The organism is Mammaliicoccus sp. P-M59 (assembly GCF_022386135.1).
Classification (GTDB): Bacteria; Bacillota; Bacilli; order Staphylococcales; family Staphylococcaceae; genus Mammaliicoccus; species Mammaliicoccus sciuri_A.
On record NZ_JAJNJJ010000001.1, the window covers coordinates 365,133 to 387,020 of the forward strand.

The 21,888-nt window shown below is 34.9% G+C and carries 6 protein-coding genes; 4 read left to right on the forward strand and 2 right to left on the reverse strand.

Annotated features, from left to right (window positions below):
- The first annotated feature begins 261 nt into the window (after positions 1-261).
- Entirely contained in the window at positions 262-3,690 is a 3,429-nt protein-coding gene (locus LQ617_RS01850) for a dynamin family protein (protein WP_239739340.1), read from the forward strand.
- Positions 3,691-3,701: 11 nt separating this feature from the next.
- Complete coding sequence (locus LQ617_RS01855) at positions 3,702-4,586, forward strand: 5'-3' exonuclease (RefSeq protein WP_239739341.1); 885 nt, start codon at positions 3,702-3,704, stop codon at positions 4,584-4,586.
- Between the two features lie 42 nt (positions 4,587-4,628).
- Here LQ617_RS01855 and LQ617_RS01860 read toward each other — a convergent pair whose 3' ends face one another.
- Positions 4,629-5,027: a ribonuclease HI family protein gene (locus tag LQ617_RS01860; RefSeq protein ID WP_239739342.1), complete on the reverse strand. Its 399-nt coding sequence runs from the start codon at positions 5,025-5,027 to the stop codon at positions 4,629-4,631.
- Positions 5,028-5,477: 450 nt separating this feature from the next.
- On the opposite strand from LQ617_RS01860, the gene LQ617_RS01865 reads away from it, so the two are divergent.
- Together LQ617_RS01865 and LQ617_RS01875 are read left to right on the forward strand one after the other, a co-directional pair.
- The gene (locus LQ617_RS01865; RefSeq protein WP_275590236.1) at positions 5,478-19,250 is read left to right on the forward strand and encodes a Rib/alpha-like domain-containing protein; all 13,773 of its coding nucleotides are present in this window, start codon (positions 5,478-5,480) and stop codon (positions 19,248-19,250) included.
- 162 nt (positions 19,251-19,412) lie between these two features.
- On the forward strand, positions 19,413-21,011 hold the full coding sequence (locus tag LQ617_RS01875) for a poly(glycerol-phosphate) alpha-glucosyltransferase (protein ID WP_239739343.1): 1,599 nt from the start codon (positions 19,413-19,415) through the stop codon (positions 21,009-21,011).
- Between the two features lie 61 nt (positions 21,012-21,072).
- Here LQ617_RS01875 and LQ617_RS01880 read toward each other — a convergent pair whose 3' ends face one another.
- Positions 21,073-21,762: a queuosine precursor transporter gene (locus tag LQ617_RS01880; protein WP_239739345.1), complete on the reverse strand. Its 690-nt coding sequence runs from the start codon at positions 21,760-21,762 to the stop codon at positions 21,073-21,075.
- Between the last annotated feature and the right edge of the window lie 126 nt (positions 21,763-21,888).

Consider the following 21,888-nt stretch of genomic DNA (forward strand, 5'->3'; position numbering starts at 1 on the left):
TAAAAATAAAATAAAACAAATTACCCATAATACTGCAAAGATGCCTCCCAATGTGAAAACTGAATACAGTGTTCCTCTTAAATCCAGATCATCATGAGAGTGGTCATCAGTCTTCTTGTTTAGGTCATTATTTTGGACTGTCATTTTATTCATCCTTTCTTATATTCTCTTCATTATTTATAATAGAATAGAGATTAAAAAATTAATGTGATGTAAATCACACTATTTAAATTATTTGTGTAAAAATAAAGGGGAATTAAAATGGATCGTAATCAAGCATCATTAGATTTACTTTACAAATTAAAAAAAGAAATTGAAAAGTCATCTAACCAACCATTAATTAAACAAATCAATGAAATGATTAAAAAAATATATAACGAACAATATACAGTGAGTTTTGTCGGACATTTTTCAGCAGGGAAATCTACATTAATTAACAATGTTATCGGACAAAATATATTACCAAGTTCTCCTGTTCCTACAACCAGTAACACAGCGCAACTGATTTCTTCAGACAAAAACAGCATTTCCGTTAATTTAAACAACAATCAATATACAGTCGTAGATAATCAAGAAGATGTTAAAAGGCTTAATACTGAAGATAGAGAAGTGGAATCTATTGAAATTGAATTTACATCAGATAAATTCAATAAAGGCTTTACTTTCCAAGATACACCTGGTGTCGATTCAATGAGTGACAATCATAGAGAAAGTGCTTTTCAATATTTGCTGACATCTAATTATGTATTTTATACAGTCGACTATAACCATGTGCAGTCGGATATGAATTTTAATTTTATTAAATCCTTAAACAAGCTGGATATTCCGGTGATATTGGTTGTGAACCAAGTCGATAAACATGATGAAGATGAAATCTCGTTTGAAACTTATAAAAATCGTGTCAACAAAGCCGTTACAGATTGGAAACTGAATTTAGAGAAGATATTTTATGTATCTAAATATGATACGCCGAACAATGAGAAGCAGTTATTTAATCAATATATCCATCAGCTTGATCAACAACGTACGGAACACCAAGTATTTATTGACCGTGTGACGAATTACATTAAACAAGAACAGCTGAAATATATTAATCAACATATGGAAACGATTCTTTCTGATATTGATTCTACTGAAGAAACATTCGATGACGATTATCAAGCTTATAAAGAAAAATTCAACGTCCAAAGTGAACAATCATTAATTCAAGATAAAGATCAATTCACTTCAAATTTAAAAGAAAAGCGCAAAGAGATTTTAGATAACGCTTATTTGATGCCTTATGAAATGCGAGAAACGATTCGACATTATTTAGAAACAACTGCTAAAGACTATAAAGTGAAAGGGCTATTTAATAAAGATAAGAAGAAAGCGATGATTCAAGATGAAACGCTTGAACAAGTGAAAGAAGCTTTAGACATCAAAATTCATGATGAAATTACGAAAGTTTGGATTAAATCATTAGAGAACTTAAACAAATACATTCAAGATGCAGACTTATTCGAGAAAATCATCAACCAGCAATATACGATTAGTAAAGAAGAATTAAGTGGTCAAGTACAAGAGCAAACATCGATTACAAATGATTACGTGTTAATTTATTCTAAAGGCATTACAGAAATGATTAATCGAAAAATACGCAATGAAACAAATCAATTAATAGAGGAAATCGTTAATTCGAGTGAAGTGCATAACGAGTCTAATGAAGAAACAAATCAATTAAATGAATATGAAACATATGTTGAATTTAAGAATTTAAAAACATCACTTATCACAAACAATTATCAACATTATTATATTCATCTTGATGAATCTATCGATAAACTAATAGATAGACATTTTATTCATATAAATGACCTTGACCTAGAAGATAAGAAAGAAACGAAACAACAATTCAAAGAAGTTCAATCGGAACATCAAGAAAATAATCTGCAACAACTTAAAGAACAAATCAATCATTTAAAGAAACTACCTTTATTTGAAGGTGAAGTGCATAATATCGAAAGTCAAGTCGAAAGAATAGAGCATAACATCACAAAGATTGCTGTATTCGGAACATTTAGTGCAGGTAAGAGTAGTTTAATTAATGCTATCTTGCAAAAGCCCGTGCTACTAAGTTCACCGAATCCAACGACGGCAAGTATTACTGAAATTAGTTACGGTACTGAACAAGAAGTGACATTTAAGACTTATGAGCAATTATTAGAAGAGATTAACCATATAACAGAGTTCGCCAATAAACAGTACTCAACAATTGAATCGTTTATTGACGATAAAGATATTAAACAACATCCTTCATTATCTAGTAATCATTTAGCATTCTTTGAAGCAATTGAGACGAACTTTAATCATTACAAAGATATCTTAAAAGAAGGCAAATCTGTCACTTTCGATATAGAAGAATTAGAAAAGTTAACAGCAGATGATACACATGCTGCATTTGTACACAAAATTAATTTAAGACTTGAAGAAGCATGGTTAAAAGACAAGATTATAATCGATTCACCAGGACTTAATTCAAATAACCAAAGACATACGAGAGAGACTGAACAAATTATTGCATCAAGTGACTTAATTATTTATGTAAGTTATTATAATCACGCCTTTACTGATAAAGACGGTGAGTTCTTAACTTACATGCGTGATATGAATAATTTACAACAATCACAAGGTTTGAAATTTGTTATTAACGCCATTGATTTAGCAGAATCTGAAGAAGATAAACAAGCTGTTATATCTTATGTAGAATCATCATTAGATGCATTGAACATTAAGCCAGAGTGTTATCCAGTTTCAAGTAAACAAGCACTAAAATCACATGATGACGAGTTCAAACGACTTATGGACGCGTTAGACCACTTTGTTAAAGTTGAAAGTAAGCAAGTTCTAAAGTCGCAAGTAGAATCTAGAATTAAACAACTGACGAATGAATTAGAACAAATGGTGCATACGTATAGACAAGATAAAGCACAACTTGAAAAGAGAAAATCAACTTTACTCAGTTATAAAGATAAACAGAACTTCACTAATCAAATTGTGATTAAATCACATCATCAACTTGAAAAAGAAATTCACGATCAACTGTATTACTTGAAAGACAGATTGAATATTCAACTTAATGATATCGTCAAAAAACATTTCAATACATCAACTGTAACGGATCAATTTAAACAATCTCTTCAAATGAGTACGAAATATTATGTAGATGATTTAAATCAGAAATTAAGTCTAGAAAGCTCGCTTATCGTAGAAAGATTGAAGAATTTTTATGCGAGAACATTTGATGATTTATTAACACCAACAATTGTTGAATTAAATGATGCTTCTATTTTAATCTCTAAGTTTAAACATGACTTTGAAAATGAAATCAATCCAGAACCGATTAGCATTCAAGTTCAAGATATTGCGAAACAAACGATTAGTTCAGTGAGTAAGAAAGATTTAATTAAGACATCTAAAGTAAAAGAAACGCAAAATGCAATTTTAAATGATACAATGAAGCTTATCGACCATCCAATCGTGACGTTTAATGAAGCGTTAACTAAAAATTTGGCACATTATGATACAATAGGTGAGTCGTACATCGATCAATATAATCAAGAGACGATTCATCTTATTGAAGATTACTTATCTGTAAATATTGATAATGATGTCATAGAAAAAATCGAAAACGTCTTAAAAGAGATATAAAGGAGCACAATATGAGTAACAAAATATTATTAATAGATGGTATGGCTTTATTATTTAGACATTTTTATGCTACAAGCATTCATAAACAATTTATGAGAGATTCTAAAGGGATTCCGACGAATGCTGTACAAGGATTTATTAGACATTCTTATACAGTGCTCAATGATATTAAACCGACACATGTTGCTGTATGTTGGGATATGGGATCTAAGACTTTCAGAAATGATATGTTTGAAGCATATAAATCAAATAGAGTTGCACCACCTGAAGAAATGATTCCACAATTTGATAGAGCGAAAGAAATCGCTGAGAAATTAGGACTACTCAATTTAGGTATTACGAATTATGAAGCGGATGATGTTATCGGGACAATTAGTAAACGCGCTCAAGAAAAAGGACACGAAACATATGTTGTGAGTGGTGATCGTGACTTATTACAATGTATTAATACAGATGTGAATATATGGCTGACGAAAAAAGGATTCAATATTTACAATAAATATGATATTCATAAATTTAGAGAAGAATATGGTTTAGAGCCTCATCAATTAGTTGATGTTAAAGCATTTATGGGTGACACAGCTGATGGTTATCCAGGTGTTAAAGGTATCGGTGAGAAAACGGCGATTAAATTGATACAACAATATCAATCTGTTGAAAATGTTCTTGAAAACATTAATGAATTAACAGCAAGTCAACAAAAGAAAATCATCACATATCGAGATGACTTAGCTATGTCGAAACAACTTGCACAAATTCATACAGATGTACCATTAGCAACTGAAGATTTACTGAATCAAATGACATATCATCATGAAATCGAACAATCAATCGAAATCTGTAATGAACACGAATTATTCGTATCAAGTAAATATTTAACAACAAACTTCTTATAATTAAACGCAAAAAGCATATCACGCGCCGTCGTGATATGCTTTTTATTTATGTTTTAATTGTTTTCTTAAGGCAGTTTGTGCCAATTGATTCGCTTCTTTATTTTGAGCTCGTGGAATCCACTTTACAAATATTAAATCAAATTGACGTTCTAATTCTTTAAATAGCTCGAAGTAGGGTTTGAACGTAGGATTTTTGACATAATCTTTATCAATACTATCAGCTATTAATTTCGAATCTGTATAAATCAATGCATTACCAACTTCTAATTCAATTGCATGTTGAATAGAGAAGATTAATGCTTCCCATTCAGCACGATGATTATCCATTTCACCTAGATAAGATGTGAAATGATGTCTCGCATCATCCATAATAATGACGCATGCACAACAACTTTCTCCAGGATTGCCTTTAGAAGCGGCGTCAAAATATATTTGCGGCATTTCAATCAACTCTTTCAAATTATTTACCTTCTCATCTAATTTACACGAACGATAAACAGACTTCAATAAATGGTTATAATACTTTTCATTCCGACTTAATAATTCTCCATCAAAATTGTACATAATATTGTAAGTTGTAAAAATTGTATATAAAAATTATAGAGTTTATTATAAATAGTATTTGAAACTGACATTAAAAGTGATATACTATTTCAGAACGAAATTTAATTTTGTTCATATCTTATGTGTGAATAATTATAACGAAAGGAGAGTTAATTACGCACGACCATTCACATATTAATAGTGTGCACTTCACTCATATATCTGAGATTCATTAATAGAATATATACTGAACACATTACTAATGAGATAGAGACAAAATAGTAACGGGGGAACTCAGCCATGAGTAAAGTTGCCTTTTATGAAATTTTATAGTAAAGGGGCTTGCTAATGGATAAGCAACGGAAATTACAGAAATTTAGTATCCGTAAGTACACAGTAGGAACGTGTTCGATACTAATCGGTACGCTTATATTCTTAGGCTTACCAACTCATGATGCATTTGCATCGGAAAATGTAATTCAAAAACATGCACAAGAAGAAAAAGCAGAAGACAATTCAACAGATCCAGTTGATGAAGCATCTGCAATAGAAGAATCATCAAATGTAGAAGGAACTAAAGAAATCGGTACAGCTGAAACACCAGCAGAACAACCAAAAGAAGAAGCAATTACCGAAGCACCTACAGTTGATGAAACAACACAAGATACAACAACTAACGAAGAAACAACAACAGAAGATAAATCAACTACAGAAACAGCATCAACAGAAGAAGCAACTCAAGTTGATACAGTAGCACCAGAAGCTGCTAAAGTTGAAACTGTAGAAAAAGCAGAACAACCAAAAGCTGAATCAATCGAAGTAGCTAAAGAAGAAACAAGTATTGAAGAAACAGCAGAAACTACAGCTCCAACAAGTAATACCGAAGATGTAGTACAACCATCAAGTGTTGAAGAAACACCTGCAGTAGATACACCAACAGTTGAAGCAACAGTTACAAATACAATTTCTGATGTAGATGCAAACAGCGTATCATCCAAATCACTTGAAGATATCGTTAACAACCAAAACAAAGACAAAGTTGAAGCAACAACATTAGAACAACCTTCAAGACAAGCACCTAGAACAGGTGAAAATTACAGCAGCGTATTTAGAGCAGCAGTGTTACAAACGCGAAATGTTAGTAATTATAACCAATTATTAGCTGCACTCAACGATAGAAATGTAGGGAAAATTGTATTTAATAATGATATTACTATGCCTAACCCAACTAAAAATATTTTCGGCGTAAAAAATGATTCTCAAAAACTTAATCTAAATGCTGCTAGAGCAGTTACTATCGATTTAAATAAGCATTTATTTGATACTGCCAAGAATTATTTTGAAATGGATACGAATGGTAAAAACCAACCAGGTTGGAATATCACATTTAGTAATGGCCATATTAATACACAAGATAATCGACCAGGTAGTGGTAGAAGACCAAGAGGACTTATTCAATACGGTTCAAATAGTCATGACCAAATTATTAATTTTAGAGATATAAGTCATACTGGCGTCACATTAGTAAACGATGAAAATCTAAAAGTTAATATTTCCGGTGAATTTACAAGTCATCAGACAGGGAAATTAGGTGCTAATGAAAATTTAACTATTGCAGCCAATGAAATAAGAATTAGTAACGGTAGTACTATTAACATGACTATGACAGGTGAAGGTAAAGTCTTCAAACTTTATACAACTCGTGAAGGCAACGAAAGGGATAAGCTGAAAGGTATACTTGCTTTTGGAGATAATACTAAAGTTAATATAGAAGCTTACGATCCTAAGTTCTATGACTACGGTAATAATTCACAAGATATCTTTTATGTTGAAGGCAAAGGTTCACGTATAACTTTTGGTGATAATAATAAAATCACTTTAAAAGGACAAGATATTTTTAATTTTGATTCCGAATACGCTATGGTTTCCTTTGGAGAAAATAACACTGTAAATGTTGATCAAAGAGGTAATGGTCAAATTATAAATATGCATGATAATTCGGATTTTGAATTAGGAAGAGGAACTCAATTTTTAGCTACTTCAAACGGTAAGATTAATCAAGGACGTCCAAGTCCTCGTGACAATACTTTAGTTAGATTCAAAGCAATTAGCCGCCTAATAATTAAAGAAGATGCTACTTTTAAATTAGATGCAATTAACCATTTAAGAAATGCAAATACTGGTAAGGTTCATAGTCATAATGCGCTTTTCGTAATGGAAGGATGGAGAGGCGCAGCATCTGAAATTATACTTAAAAATAACGCTACTTTTGATTTACGTACTGATAATACTGATTTTGACCACTCTGAAGTATTAGTTTTACCAAATTTATCTTCTAATGATACAAGTTTAAAAATCGAAGGTACTGCAAAATACGTGAATATTCAACGTACTGCTACAACACGTCATCCAAATAAAAATACTGCAATGATTTATGGTGATGGTAAGGCTATTATTACATGGAAAGGTGACCACCGTGTAATGACGTGGAATACTAACCACTTAAGTGATAAAAACAAAACTTATGAAAACTTAGTTAATGGCGATACTTCAAACCCTGATCATGTATGGAACAATATTAATAATTTTACAGCAAGATTATATAATCATGAACTTACTGTAGAATCACTAAGTGATCCTAAAAACCCAGATGCAAGTAGTAGAAATACACCTTTAAGTAATATCGATCGTAATACTTCAAATCATAAAAATATTTCAAGCATGAATGCTGGTGATATTACTAGATTTGTTTTAATTGGGCATGATGTAGAATTAACTTCAATTGAAGAGAGAAACACAGTATTTACAGCAATACAAGATGAATCTAAGCAAAAAGGCGAACATAATATTACTCAGGAAGGACGTGACGGACTTCGTACAAAATATACTACAAGATTAAAAAACAACGAGGGTAATGGTTATGTTACTTCTTCATATATCAGAGATAAAAATGGAAATCCTATTACACCTATTGAAAAACATGTAGAAGTAAATACACTTGAAGTAACAGAAGAAGATATAGAATTCAAGACAATTTATGAAGCTGATACTATAAAATTGACTACAGAGCCAAATGAAACAATCCAAGAAGGCATAAATGGTAAAAAGAAAGTTTCTACTGTATATAAAATGAATGAGGAAACTGGTGAGTTAATTGAAACTGTTGAAACAGCTGAAGATGGTACTCAAACAAATCCTATTGTAACTGAAGAAACTCTTTTAGAAAAGCAAGATAAAATTATTAAAGTAGGGGCTAAAGAGGTAACAACAGAAGATATTCAGCCTACAGTTGAATATGAAGATGATCCAAATTTACCTAGTGGCATTGAAGAAGTCGCTAATGAAGGTATTCCTGGTAAGAAAACTGTTACGACTATTTATAATATTGATCCTGAAACAGGTAATAGAACTACAGTAGCAAGTACTAACGAAGAAATATCAAAAGAGCCAACTAGAAAAATTGTTAAGCGTGGTATTGGAACAAATGCTGACCTAAATACTCCTGGATACAGTGACACACCAAGAGAAACTAAACCTGGTAAGGCTGTTGATGTACCACAAAATGATGATATAGAGTTACCTGCTGGTACTAAATTCAGTATTCCTAGTGACCGCGTACCAGCTGGTTGGACGGCTACTATTAACCCAGATAATGGTAATGTAACAGCAACACCTCCAGCTGATGCAGCATCAGGTACTACTGCTGATATTCCAGTTGAAGTGACTTATCCTGATGGTACTAAAGATACTGCTACTGCTAAAGTTAAGATAATTGATTATGATAATAATCTTTATAATCCAAGCTATCTTGAAAAAACAAGTAGACCTGGTGATCCTGTTGAAATGCCTATTGTTAGTGATAAACCACTTCCTGAAGGTACTAAATTTATAGTTAATGAACGAGATTTAAAAACAATTCCAAGAACTTGGAATTATAGTCTTACTGAAGATGGTACTATAAGGGTAAATCCTCCTGGAGACATGAGAACTACTACGAAAAAAACTTTACATGTGGATATTATTTATCCTGACAAAACAATTGATAAAACGGTAGCTATATTAACAGTTATGCCTTTTGATAACGAACGCTATAATCCACAAAAACAAGAAATTGACCAACATACAGCACCTGAATTACCGAAAGTAGTAGATGTGGTGTATAAGGGTCCAAAACCAGCACCAGGAATTGCTACTTATAAATTAAAAGAAGGTTTTGAGATACCTGCAGGATGGGGAGTCTCAATTGATGAAAATGGTACCACTACAGTTACGCCAGCAGCCGGCTCTTATATTGGTGAAACAAAAGTATTTCCTGTTGTTGCTAGTTTTCCAGATGGAACATCAAAAGAATTTAATGTGACAATAGTTATAGATAAATATACTGATTACTATACTCCTAAATATAATAATCCTGGTATAACTCAACCTGGTAAGCCTGTGGTTGTTCAAAGAACTTCTCCAGATAACTTACCTAATAACACAAAATATACAACTGGACCAGCACTTCCTCCAGGATGGGTTGTAACATTTGATGATAACGGAGCGGCTACTATTACACCACCTAGTGATGCAGCACCAGGTGAATATAAAGTTCCTGTTCATATAACATATCCAGGTGTAGCTCGTGATCCTAATGAAAATCCTTTCGATTCAGATGATGTAGAAATTACAGTAAGTGTTGAACCAAAAGATACTGAATCTGATTCAACTCCAGATAATAATCCAGGCAGTGGTTCTGATACTAACAATAACACTGGATCTGATGCAAATCCTGATTCAAACAATGGTTCTGACTCTGCTGCAGACAGCAACTCAGCTAATGACAGCAGCTCTGACAGTAACAACAGCGGATCTAACGCGAACTCTGATTCTAATAACGAATCTGGTTCTAACACTGATAGTAGTTCTGACTCTAACTCAAATAGCGGTTCTGATTCTGCTACTGATAGTTCTTCTGATTTAGACGCTAATAATTCAGGTTCTAATACAGATAGCAGCTCTGATAAAGATTCTAACTCTGCTAATGACAGCAACTCAGACTCTAACAGTAACAGTGGTTCTGACATGAATTCTGATTCTAACAACAACTCAGGTTCTGATGTACACGGTGGTTCTGATACTAATGATAACACTGGATCTGATGTAAATCCTGATTCAAATAATGGTTCTAGTTCTGCTACAGATAGCAACTCAGATAGTAACACTAACAACGGTTCTGATAGTCAATCTGACAAAGATTCTAATTCAGCTAATGACAGCAGCTCTGACTCAGACTCTAACTCAAATAGTGGTTCTGATTCTGCTACTGATAATTCTTCTGATTCAGACAGTAATAATTCAGGTTCTAACACTGATAGCAGTTCTGATAGCCAATCTGATAAAGATTCTAACTCTGCTAATGACAGCAGTTCGGACTCTAATGACAACACTGGATCTGATGCAAATCCTGATTCAAACAATGGTTCTAGTTCTGCTACAGATAGCAACTCAGATAGTAACACTAACAGCGGTTCTGATAGTCAATCTGACAAAGATTCTAACTCTGATACTGACAGTAACTCAGCTACTGATAGTAGTTCTGACTCTAACACTAACAGTGGTTCTGCTAATGATAGTAACTCAGCTACAGACAGCAGTTCTGACGCGAACTCAACTTCAGATGCTAACAGTAATTCTGACTCTAATTCAAACAGCGGTTCTGACGCGAACTCAACTTCAGATGCTAACAGTAATTCTGACTCTAATTCAAACAGCGGTTCTGACTCTAACACTAACAGTGGTTCTGACAATAGCTCTGACTCTAACTCAAACAGTGGATCTAACATGAACTCTGATTCTAACAATAACTCAGGTTCTAATACAGACAGCGGCTCTGACTCTAATTCAAATAGCGGTTCTGATTCAGCTACAGACAGCAGCTCTGATAGTAACTCAACTTCAGGTGACAATAGTACATCTAACTCAGACTCTAACTCTAATAGTGGATCTGACATGAACTCTGATTCAAACAACAACTCAGGTTCTAACACTGATAGTAGTTCTGATTCAGACGCTAATAATTCAGGTTCTAACACAGACAGCAGCTCTGACAGTCAATCTGATAAAGATTCTAATTCAGCTAATGACAGTAGCTCTGACTCAGACTCTAACTCAAACAGTGGATCTGACATGAACTCTGATTCTAATAACGATTCTGGTTCTAACACTGATAGTAGTTCTGACAGTCAATCTGATAAAGATTCTAACTCTGCTAATGACAGTGGCTCTGACTCTAACTCAAATAGCGGATCTGATTCTGCTACTGATAGTTCTTCTGATTCAGACGCTAATAATTCAGGTTCTAATACAGACAGTAGCTTTGATAGTCAATCTGATAAAGATTCTAATTCAGCAAATGACAGCAGTACTGACTCTAACACTAACAATGGTTCTGATTCAGCTACAGACAGCAGCTCTGATAGTAACTCAACTTCAGATGACAACAGTTCTTCTGATAGCGACAGTAATTCAGGTTCAACTTCAGATAGCAACACTGATAGCAGCTCTGACTCTAACAGTACTTCAAATTCTAGCTCTGATTCTGATTCAGACAAAGATACTGATGGAGATGGAATTGCTGACAAAGATGACACTGACATCGATGGTGATGGTGTAAGTAACGAAGATGAAAAACTTATTGGTACTGATCCAAACAACCCTGATACTGACGGTAACGGTGTAAGTGATGGTGACGAAGACCACGATAGTGATGGTGTTCCGAACAAAGATGAATCTGATCCTAAATCTGATACACCTACTGATAAAGACGGTGACGGTAAACCTGATATCTCAACTCCGAAGGATACTGATAGCGATGGCATCACAGATAAAGATGACAATGACATCGATGGTGATGGTGTAAGTAACGAAGACGAAAAACTTATTGGTACTGATCCAAACAACCCTGATACTGACGGTAATGGCGTAAGTGATGGTGACGAAGACCACGATAGCGATGGTATTCCAAATAAAGATGAGTCTGATCCATCTTCAGATCAACCAACTGACAAGGATGGTGATGGTAAACCTGATATTGAAACACCGAAAGATACTGATGGCGATGGCATCACAGATAAAGATGACAACGACATCGATGGTGATGGTGTAAGTAACGAAGATGAAAAAGTCATCGGTACTGATCCAAACAACCCTGATACTGACGGTAATGGTGTAAGTGACGGTGACGAAGACCACGATAGCGACGGTATTCCAAATAAAGATGAGTCTGATCCATCTTCAGATCAACCAACGGACAAAGATGGTGACGGTAAACCTGATATCACAACTCCGAAGGATAATGGTTCTGATATGAACTCAGGTTCTAACAATGATTCTGCTTCTAATACAGATAGCAGCTCTGATAGCCAATCTGATAAAGATTCTAACTCTGCTAATGACAGCAACTCTGACTCTAACTCTAATAGTGGATCTGACATGAACTCTGATTCTAATAACGATTCTGGTTCTAACACTGATAGTAGTTCTGATTCAGACGCTAATAATTCAGGTTCTAACACAGACAGTAGCTCTAATAGTCAATCTGATAAAGATTCTAACTCTGCTAATGACAGCAACTCTGACTCTAACTCAAACAGTGGTTCTGATATGAACTCTGACTCTAACAACGATTCTGGTTCTAACACTGATAGCAGTTCTGACTCTAACTCAAATAGCGGATCTAACTCTGGTAATGACAGCAACTCTGACTCTAACTCAAACAGTGGTTCTGATATGAACTCTGATTCTAATAACAACTCAGGTTCTAATACTGATAGCAGTTCAGATTCTAACTCTGCTAACGACAGTGGCTCTGACTCTAATGCGAACAGTGGTTCTGATTCTGCTACAGATAGCAATTCAGCTACTGACAGTTCTTCTGATTCAGATTCGAACTCTAATAGCGGTTCTAATACTGATAGCAGTTCTGATAGTGACAGTAATTCGAACTCAACATCAGATAGCAACACTGATAGTAGTTCTGACTCTAACTCAAATAGCGGTTCTGATTCTGCTACTGATAGTTCTTCTGATTCAGACGCTAATAATTCTGGTTCTAACACAGACAGCAGCTCTGATAGTCAATCTGATAAAGATTCTAATTCTGCTAATGACAGCAGCTCTGACTCTAACAGTACTTCAAATTCTAGCTCTGATTCTGATTCAGACAAAGATACTGATGGAGATGGTACACCTGATAAAGATGACAAAGATATCGATGGTGATGGTGTAAGTAACGAAGATGAAAAAGTCATCGGTACTGATCCAAACAACCCTGATACTGATGGTAATGGCGTAAGTGATGGTGACGAAGACCACGATAGCGACGGTATTCCAAATAAAGATGAATCTGATCCATCTTCAGATCAACCAACTGACAAAGATGGTGATGGTAAACCTGATATTGAAACACCGAAAGATACTGATGGCGATGGCATCACAGATAAAGATGACAACGACATTGATGGTGATGGTGTAAGTAACGAAGATGAAAAAGTCATCGGTACTGATCCAAACAACCCTGATACTGATGGTAATGGTGTAAGTGACGGTGACGAAGACCACGATAGCGACGGTATTCCAAATAAAGATGAGTCTGATCCATCTTCAGATCAACCAACTGACAAAGATGGTGACGGTAAACCTGATATCACAACTCCGAAGGATAATGGTTCTGACATGAACTCAGGTTCTAACAATGATTCTGCTTCTAATACAGATAGCAGCTCTGATAGCCAATCTGATAAAGATTCTAACTCTGCTAATGATAGCAACTCTGACTCAGACTCTAACTCTAATAGTGGTTCTGATAGTAACTCAACTTCAGATGCTAACAACACATCTGATTCAGACTCTAACTCTAATAGTGGTTCTGACATGAACTCTGACTTAAACAACAACTCAGGTTCTAACACTGATAGCAGCTCTGACTCTAACTCTAATAGTGGCTCTGACATGAACTCTGACTCAAACAACAACTCAGGTTCTAACACTGATAGCAGCTCTGACTCTAACTCAAATAGCGGATCTGATTCTGCTACTGATAGTTCTTCCGATTCAGACGCTAATAACTCAGGTTCTAACACAGACAGCAGTTCTGATAGTCAATCTGACAAAGATTCTAATTCAGCTAATGACAGCAGTTCTGGCTCTAACTCAAATAGTGGTTCTGATTCTACTACTGATAGTTCTTCTGATTCAGACGCTAATAACTCAGGTTCTAATACAGACAGCAGCTTTGATAGTCAATCTGATAAAGATTCTAATTCAGCTTATGATAGCAACTCAGATTCTAACGCAAACAGTGGATCTGACATGAACTCTGACTCAAACAACAACTCAGGTTCTAACACTGATAGCAGCTCTGACTCTAACTCAAATAGCGGATCTGATTCTGCTACTGATAGTTCTTCTGATTCAGACGCTAATAATTCTGGTTCTAACACTGATAGCAGTTCTGATAGTCAATCTGATAAAGATTCTAACTCTGCTAATGACAGTAGCTCTGACTCTAACAGTACTTCAAATTCTAGCTCTGATTCTGATTCAGACAAAGATACTGATGGAGATGGCATCACAGATAAAGACGATACTGATATCGATGGTGACGGTATAAGTAACGAAGATGAAAAACTTATCGGTACTGATCCTACAAATCCTGATACTGATCACGATGGTATTTCTGATGGTGATGAAGATCATGATGGTGATGGTATTCCGAACAAAGATGAATCTGATCCAAATTCTGCTACACCAACGGATAAAGATGGCGATGGTAAACCTGATATTGAGACTCCAAAAGATACTGATGGAGATGGCATCACAGATAAAGACGATACTGATATCGATGGTGACGGTATAAGTAACGAAGATGAAAAACTTATCGGTACTGATCCTACAAATCCTGATACTGATCACGATGGTATTTCTGATGGTGATGAAGATCATGATGGTGATGGTATTCCGAACAAAGATGAATCTGATCCAAATTCTGCTACACCAACGGATAAAGATGGCGATGGTAAACCTGATATTGAGACTCCAAAAGATACTGATGGAGATGGCATCCCAGATAAAGATGACACTGACATTGATGGCGATGGTGTAAACAATGAGGATGAAAAACTTATCGGTACTGATCCTACAAATCCTGACACTGATGGTAACGGCAAGAATGATGGAGAAGAAGACTTTGATAGTGATGGTGTAACAAACCAAAATGAATCTGATCCTGAATCTAATAAACCAACAGATGAAAATGGTGACGGTAAACCTGATATTACTACTCCAGATGATACAGATGGTGATGGCATTCTTGACAAAGATGACACTGATAAGGATGGCGACGGCATTAACGATGAAGATGAAATCCTTATTGGAACTGATCCGTTAGATCCAGATACTAATGGTGATGGCGTAAATGATGGAGACGAAGATCATGATGGTGACGGTATACCTAATAAAGAAGAATCTGATCCGAATTCTGCTACACCAACGGATAAAGATGGTGATGGTAAACCGGATATCACTACTCCTCATGATACTGATAGTGATGGAATTCCTGATATTGATGATGAAGACATCGATGGTGACGGTGTTAACAATGAAGATGAAAAACTTATCGGTACTGACCCAACTAACCCAGACACTGACGGTAATGGTGTAAGTGATGGAGATGAGGATTATGATAGTGATGGTATACCAAACAAAGACGAATCTAATCCAAATAAAGATAAAGTAACTGATAAAGATGGTAATGGTAAACCTGATATCACGACTCCACAAGATACTGATGGTGACGGTATTCCTGATAAAGAAGATACTGACATCGATGGTGATGGTATCAATAATGAAGATGAAAAATTAATTGGTACTAATCCGAATAATCCAGACACTGATCATGATGGTATCCCTGATGGTGATGAAGACCATGATGGCGATGGTATTCCAAATAAAGATGAATCTAATCCAAATTCAGATAAACCAACTGATAAGGATTATGATGGAAAACCAGATGTATCTACGCCAACTGATCCTAATAAAGATACTGATGGCGATGGTAAACCTGACAGAAATGATAATGACATCGATGGTGACGGCGTTAACAATGAAGATGAAAAACTTATCGGTACTGATCCATTAAATCCTGATACTGACGGTAATGGTGTGAATGATGGTGATGAGGATTACGATAATGATGGTTACTCAAACAAACACGAATCTAATCCTAAATCTGACAAACCAACTGATAAAGATGGTGATGGTAAGCCTGACATCTCAACACCTACTGATACAGATGGTGATGGTATTATCGACTTAGATGATCCTGATATCGATGGTGATGGTATCAATGATTACGATGAGATAGAAATTGGTACTGATCCATTAAATCCAGATACTAATGGTAATGGTATCCCTGATGGTGACGAAGATCACGATGGAGATGGTATTCCAAATAAAGATGAATCTGATCCAAACTCATTTGATGTAACTGATAAAGATGGCGACGGTAAACCTGACATCTCAACTCCGAAGGATACTGATGGTGATGGCATCCCTGATAAAGATGACAATGATATTGATGGCGATGGCGTTAACAACGAAGATGAAAAACTAATTGGTACTGATCCAACTAAAGTTGATACTGACGGTAATGGTATCGATGATGGTGATGAGGATTACGATGGAGATGGTTACTCGAACAAAACTGAATCTAATCGTAAATCTGATAAACCAACGGATAGAGATGGTGACGGCAAACCTGATATCACGACTCCAGCTGATACTGATGGCGATGGTATTATCGACAAAGATGATACTGATGTTGATGGTGATGGTATCAACGACTACGATGAGATTGTAATTGGCACTGATCCATTAAATCCAGACACTAATGGTAATGGTATCAATGACGGTGACGAGGATTACGACGGTGATGGTATTCCAAATAAAGACGAATCTAATCCAAATTCATTTGATGTAACAGATAAAGACGGTGACGGTAAACCTGACATCTCAACTCCGAAGGATACTGATGGTGATGGTACACCTGACAAAGATGACAACGACATCGATGGTGATGGTGTAAGCAATAAAGACGAAGAACTTATTGGTACTGACCCAACTAAAGCTGATACTGATGGTAATGGCATTCCTGATGGTGACGAAGACCACGATAAAGATGGTATTCCAAACAAAGATGAATCTGATCCTAAATCAGATACGCCAACTGATAAAGATGGCGACGGTAAACCTGACATCTCAACTCCGAAGGATACTGATGGTGATGGAACACCTGACAAAGATGACAATGACATCGATGGTGATGGTGTAAGCAATAAAGACGAAGAACTTATTGGTACTGACCCAACTAAAGCCGATACTGATGGTAATGGTATTCCTGATGGTGACGAAGACCACGACAAAGATGGTATTCCAAACAAAGATGAATCTGATCCTAAATCTGATTCACCAACAGATAAAGACGGTGATGGTAAACCTGATATTACTACACCTAGTCAATCTGCATCGAATACACCTGGATATGATTCTAAAGACCAAAGTCCAACTCCAGTTAAACCTGGTTCTGAAACTCATATTCCACAAACTGGTGATAAAGAATTACCACCTGGTACGAAGTTTGAAGTTCCTGCGGACAAAGTTCCAAGTGGTTGGACTGTAGAAGTTGATCCTAACACTGGTGATTTAACAATCGTTCCACCGAAGGATGTAACGCCTGGTACTGAAGTTGATATTCCAGTTACAGTGACTTACCCAGATGGTTCTACTGAAGAATTTCCGGTTAAAGTTGTAGTTGAAAAATCAACTGACAAACCAGCTGATAAGTCTAACGCTGACGATAATTCACCTGGATATGATTCTAAAGATCAAGGTTCTACTCAAGTTAAACCTGGTTCTGAAACTCATATTCCACAAACTGGTGATAAAGAGTTACCACCTGGTACGAAGTTTGACGTTCCTGCGGACAAAGTTCCAAGTGGTTGGACTGTAGAAGTTGATCCTAATACTGGTGACTTAACAGTTGTTCCACCGAAAGATGTTACACCTGGTACTGAAGTTGAAATTCCAGTAACTGTTACTTACCCAGATGGTTCTACTAAAGAACTTCCGGTTAAAGTTGTAGTTGAAAAAGCTACTGAAAATTCTCAAGCTGACGACAATTCACCTGGTTATGGTTCTAAAGACCAAGGTCCAACTCCAGTTAAACCTGGTACTGAAGTTAAGATTCCACAAACTGGTGATAAAGAGTTACCACCTGGTACGAAGTTCGAAGTTCCAGCTGACAAAGTTCCAAGTGGATGGACTGTAACTATAGACCCTAATACTGGTGACTTAACAATCGTTCCACCGAAAGATGTTACACCTGGTACTGAAGTTGAAATTCCAGTAACTGTTACTTACCCAGATGGTTCTACTAAAGAACTTCCTGTTAAAGTTGTAGTCGAAAAACCTGCTGACAAACCTGCTGGTAAGACTCAAGCTGATGACAATACACCTGGATATGGTTCTAAAGATCAAGGTCCAACTCCAGTTAAACCTGGTACATCTACTCATATCCCACAAACTGGCGATAAAGAGTTACCACCTGGTACGAAGTTTGAAGTACCTTCAGACAAAGTTCCAAGTGGATGGACTGTAACTGTAGATCCTAACACTGGTGACATTACAGTTGTTCCACCTAAAGATGTAACACCTGGTACTAAAGTTGATATTCCAGTAACTGTTACTTACCCTGATGGTTCTAAACAAACTGTAACTGTTGGTGTTGTAGTTGAAAAAGCTTCTGATAACACAGATGCTGGTTCTAGCAATATGAAAGGTATGGATAGCAAAGCTGCTGATCATGCTGGACATATGGCACAAAATGAACAACAACAAAGCACTAATGGTATGGAAAGTTCTAAAGATAACATGATGAATAAAGATAACAAAGAACAAGCAAAAGTATTACCAGACACTGGTGAAACACCTGCTGAAAATGCTACTTTATTCGGAAGCTTATTCGCAGGGCTTGGCTCATTATTCTTATTCGGTCGTCGTAAAAAAGAAGAAGAAGAACAATAAAATATAATGAGTAATGAGGGTCTGGAACATTAATGTTCCAGACTCTTCATTTTTAATTTTATTTTAAATAAAATGATTATTTTCATTTTTGTCTATACATATTTGAATTTAGATTAAAAAAGATTTATATACATATATTGAAAATGAAAGGACTGAAAGAGCGTGAATGCTAAACAGCAAATTAAAAGTATTATAAATGAACATTCTGATTGTGAAAGATTATTTATAAGTATTGGCCATCCTAAAGTTAAAGCCGTTGTTAAAAGCTTTAAATTATCGAACAGTAATCAAATATTTAAATTTATCGAAACATATCGTAAGAAGAGTGGTAAAGCGGCTAAATGGATTAAAATTGATATTGTAACATCTATTGAAGACATTCCATTTGATGAATTAAAAGAAGATTTGATTCATACAACTAGAAATCATGTTGAGTATGGTTTTGTATTAGATTCCAATTGGCATCTTGCATTTTTACCAGAAGAGATAAACAGTAATGCTTTTATTAGACCAACAAATGAGAAAGGGATATTCATACTTTCTGAGAAAAATATCAATCATTATTTAAGAAAGTATAAGAAGAATTACAATTTGTATTTACACAAAGATTATGAAGGCAAAGTAGTTAAGAGATTCTATACAAAGAGTTTCTTTATTGAAGGTGAACAGGTTATAAATTTAGAACAAGAAGGTTACAAGAAAGGGTTAAGGCCAGTAGATAATCTTCCAGTTGAAATTGATCGTATGATTCAAACGAATACAGATTATTTGATGAATCTTATACAAGATAATGGTAAGTATCATTATGGATTTTTCCCACACTTTAATATCAATATCAATGCTTATAACAATTTATGTCATAGTTCAACAACTTATGCATTTATCAAGTCATTATCATATTTGAAAAAGAATGTGAGTATTGCTAAGAAATCGATAGATTACATTATCAATCATTATTTATATAAACACGACGGTGCAACATATGTATTTGATGATACAAACTATATTAATGAGATTAAATTAGGTCAGAACGCCGCATTTATACTAGCTGTATGTGGTTATATACAATACGGTCGTTCGAATAAGAAGTATTTAAAAGCAGCTCAAAGTGTTGCGAAAGGCTTATTAAACATGATTGATGAGAACGGAGAAACAACACATGTGTTGAATTATCCAGATTTAACTGTTAAAGATTCATTTAGAGTCATTTATTATGAAGGTCAAGCAGCATTAGCGTTATTAAAATTATATCAACTTGATCAAAATGAAGAATGGTTAAATGCTGCCAAATTACTTTATGAAAAATTTATTCAAAAATCATATTGGAAACATCATGACTACTGGTTAAGTTATAGTGCAGAAGTATTGATTCAAATAGAACCAGCAGAAAAATATAATCAATTTGCTTTTCAAAATTTAGGAGAACATTTGAATAACGTACAAAACCGTCAATCTACAGATCCATTATTACTAGGCATGTTAATGGCTACATATAATATAGTAGAAAGTGCGAAACAACATGACCAATCTGAGTTGATTAAACAATATTTTGACGTTGATTTATTAGTTGATACGATTCATAGAAGAGCAGATTATATGAGAACAGGTTATTTTTATCCTGAAGTTGCAATGTATTTCCAAAATCCAGAGCGCATATTAGAGGCATTCTATATTAAACATGAAGGTTATCGTGTAGAGATAGATGATATCGAACATTACTTAACGAGTTATGTAGAGTATTTGAAAGTATTCAATCAATAAGAAAATCCTACCTTTTCCATCGAAATGGAGTAGGTAGGATTTTTATTGGATTTGTATGAAATTATTCGCTAATCTTATCATTTCTGTACATTGATTTAGCAATGTAACCAAACGGTACGTTAGATAATGTTGTGATGAGTTTTAAGAAGTATGTCGTAAAGAATATTTCAAATACAACATTGTTCGGTAAGTTACCATAGAACGCAATCAATACAAAGATTGCAGTATCGACTATTGAACTGACAACTGTACTTCCGTAAGCTCTTATATAGAAAGTTCTATCTGAAGAGAATTTCTTCTTAATTAATGTGAATAATAATACATCTAAATGTTGACCAATGATATACGCAATGATGGATCCAAGTGCAATTCTTGGTACAATATTAAAGATTGTTTCTAGCGCTTCTTGAGAGATATCTTCCTGTGCAGGAATAAATGTTAAAGAGCACTGTAATAATATAACCATGACGATTACTGAAGAAAATCCAAGCCAAACTGCTTTTCGTGCTTGTTTTCTACCATAGATATCGTTTAATATATCTGTTGCAAGATATATTGATGCGAACATAACATTTCCAAGTGTTGCACTAACTGAAAACAGTTCTACTGTTTTAATAACCTGTATATTTGCTATAATAGTACCTATAGCAACCCAAACGAACAGGCCTGTTTTTCCAAAAAATCGGTATAGAACGAGCATCAATATAAACGTAACGAAGAAAGTTCCAATACCTATTAATTCATTATACATAACTTTGTTCCTCCTAAATTTTGATATAGCGGGTGTTTAGAAACCGCGATAATCGAACTTATCTATTATACGGCTCAAAGTTATAAAAATCAATAAGCTTTATCGTAAACAATTTGTATGATGAAT

Bases quoted from the DNA above. Each gene is read 5' to 3' on its own strand.
- LQ617_RS01850 (WP_239739340.1), top strand. From the start codon at position 262: ATGGATCGTAATCAAGCATCATTAGATTTACTTTACAAATTAAAAAAA.
- LQ617_RS01855 (WP_239739341.1), top strand. From the start codon at position 3,702: ATGAGTAACAAAATATTATTAATAGATGGTATGGCTTTATTATTTAGA.
- LQ617_RS01860 (WP_239739342.1), bottom strand. From the start codon at position 5,027: ATGCCGCAAATATATTTTGACGCCGCTTCTAAAGGCAATCCTGGAGAA.
- LQ617_RS01865 (WP_275590236.1), top strand. From the start codon at position 5,478: ATGGATAAGCAACGGAAATTACAGAAATTTAGTATCCGTAAGTACACA.
- LQ617_RS01880 (WP_239739345.1), bottom strand. From the start codon at position 21,762: ATGTATAATGAATTAATAGGTATTGGAACTTTCTTCGTTACGTTTATA.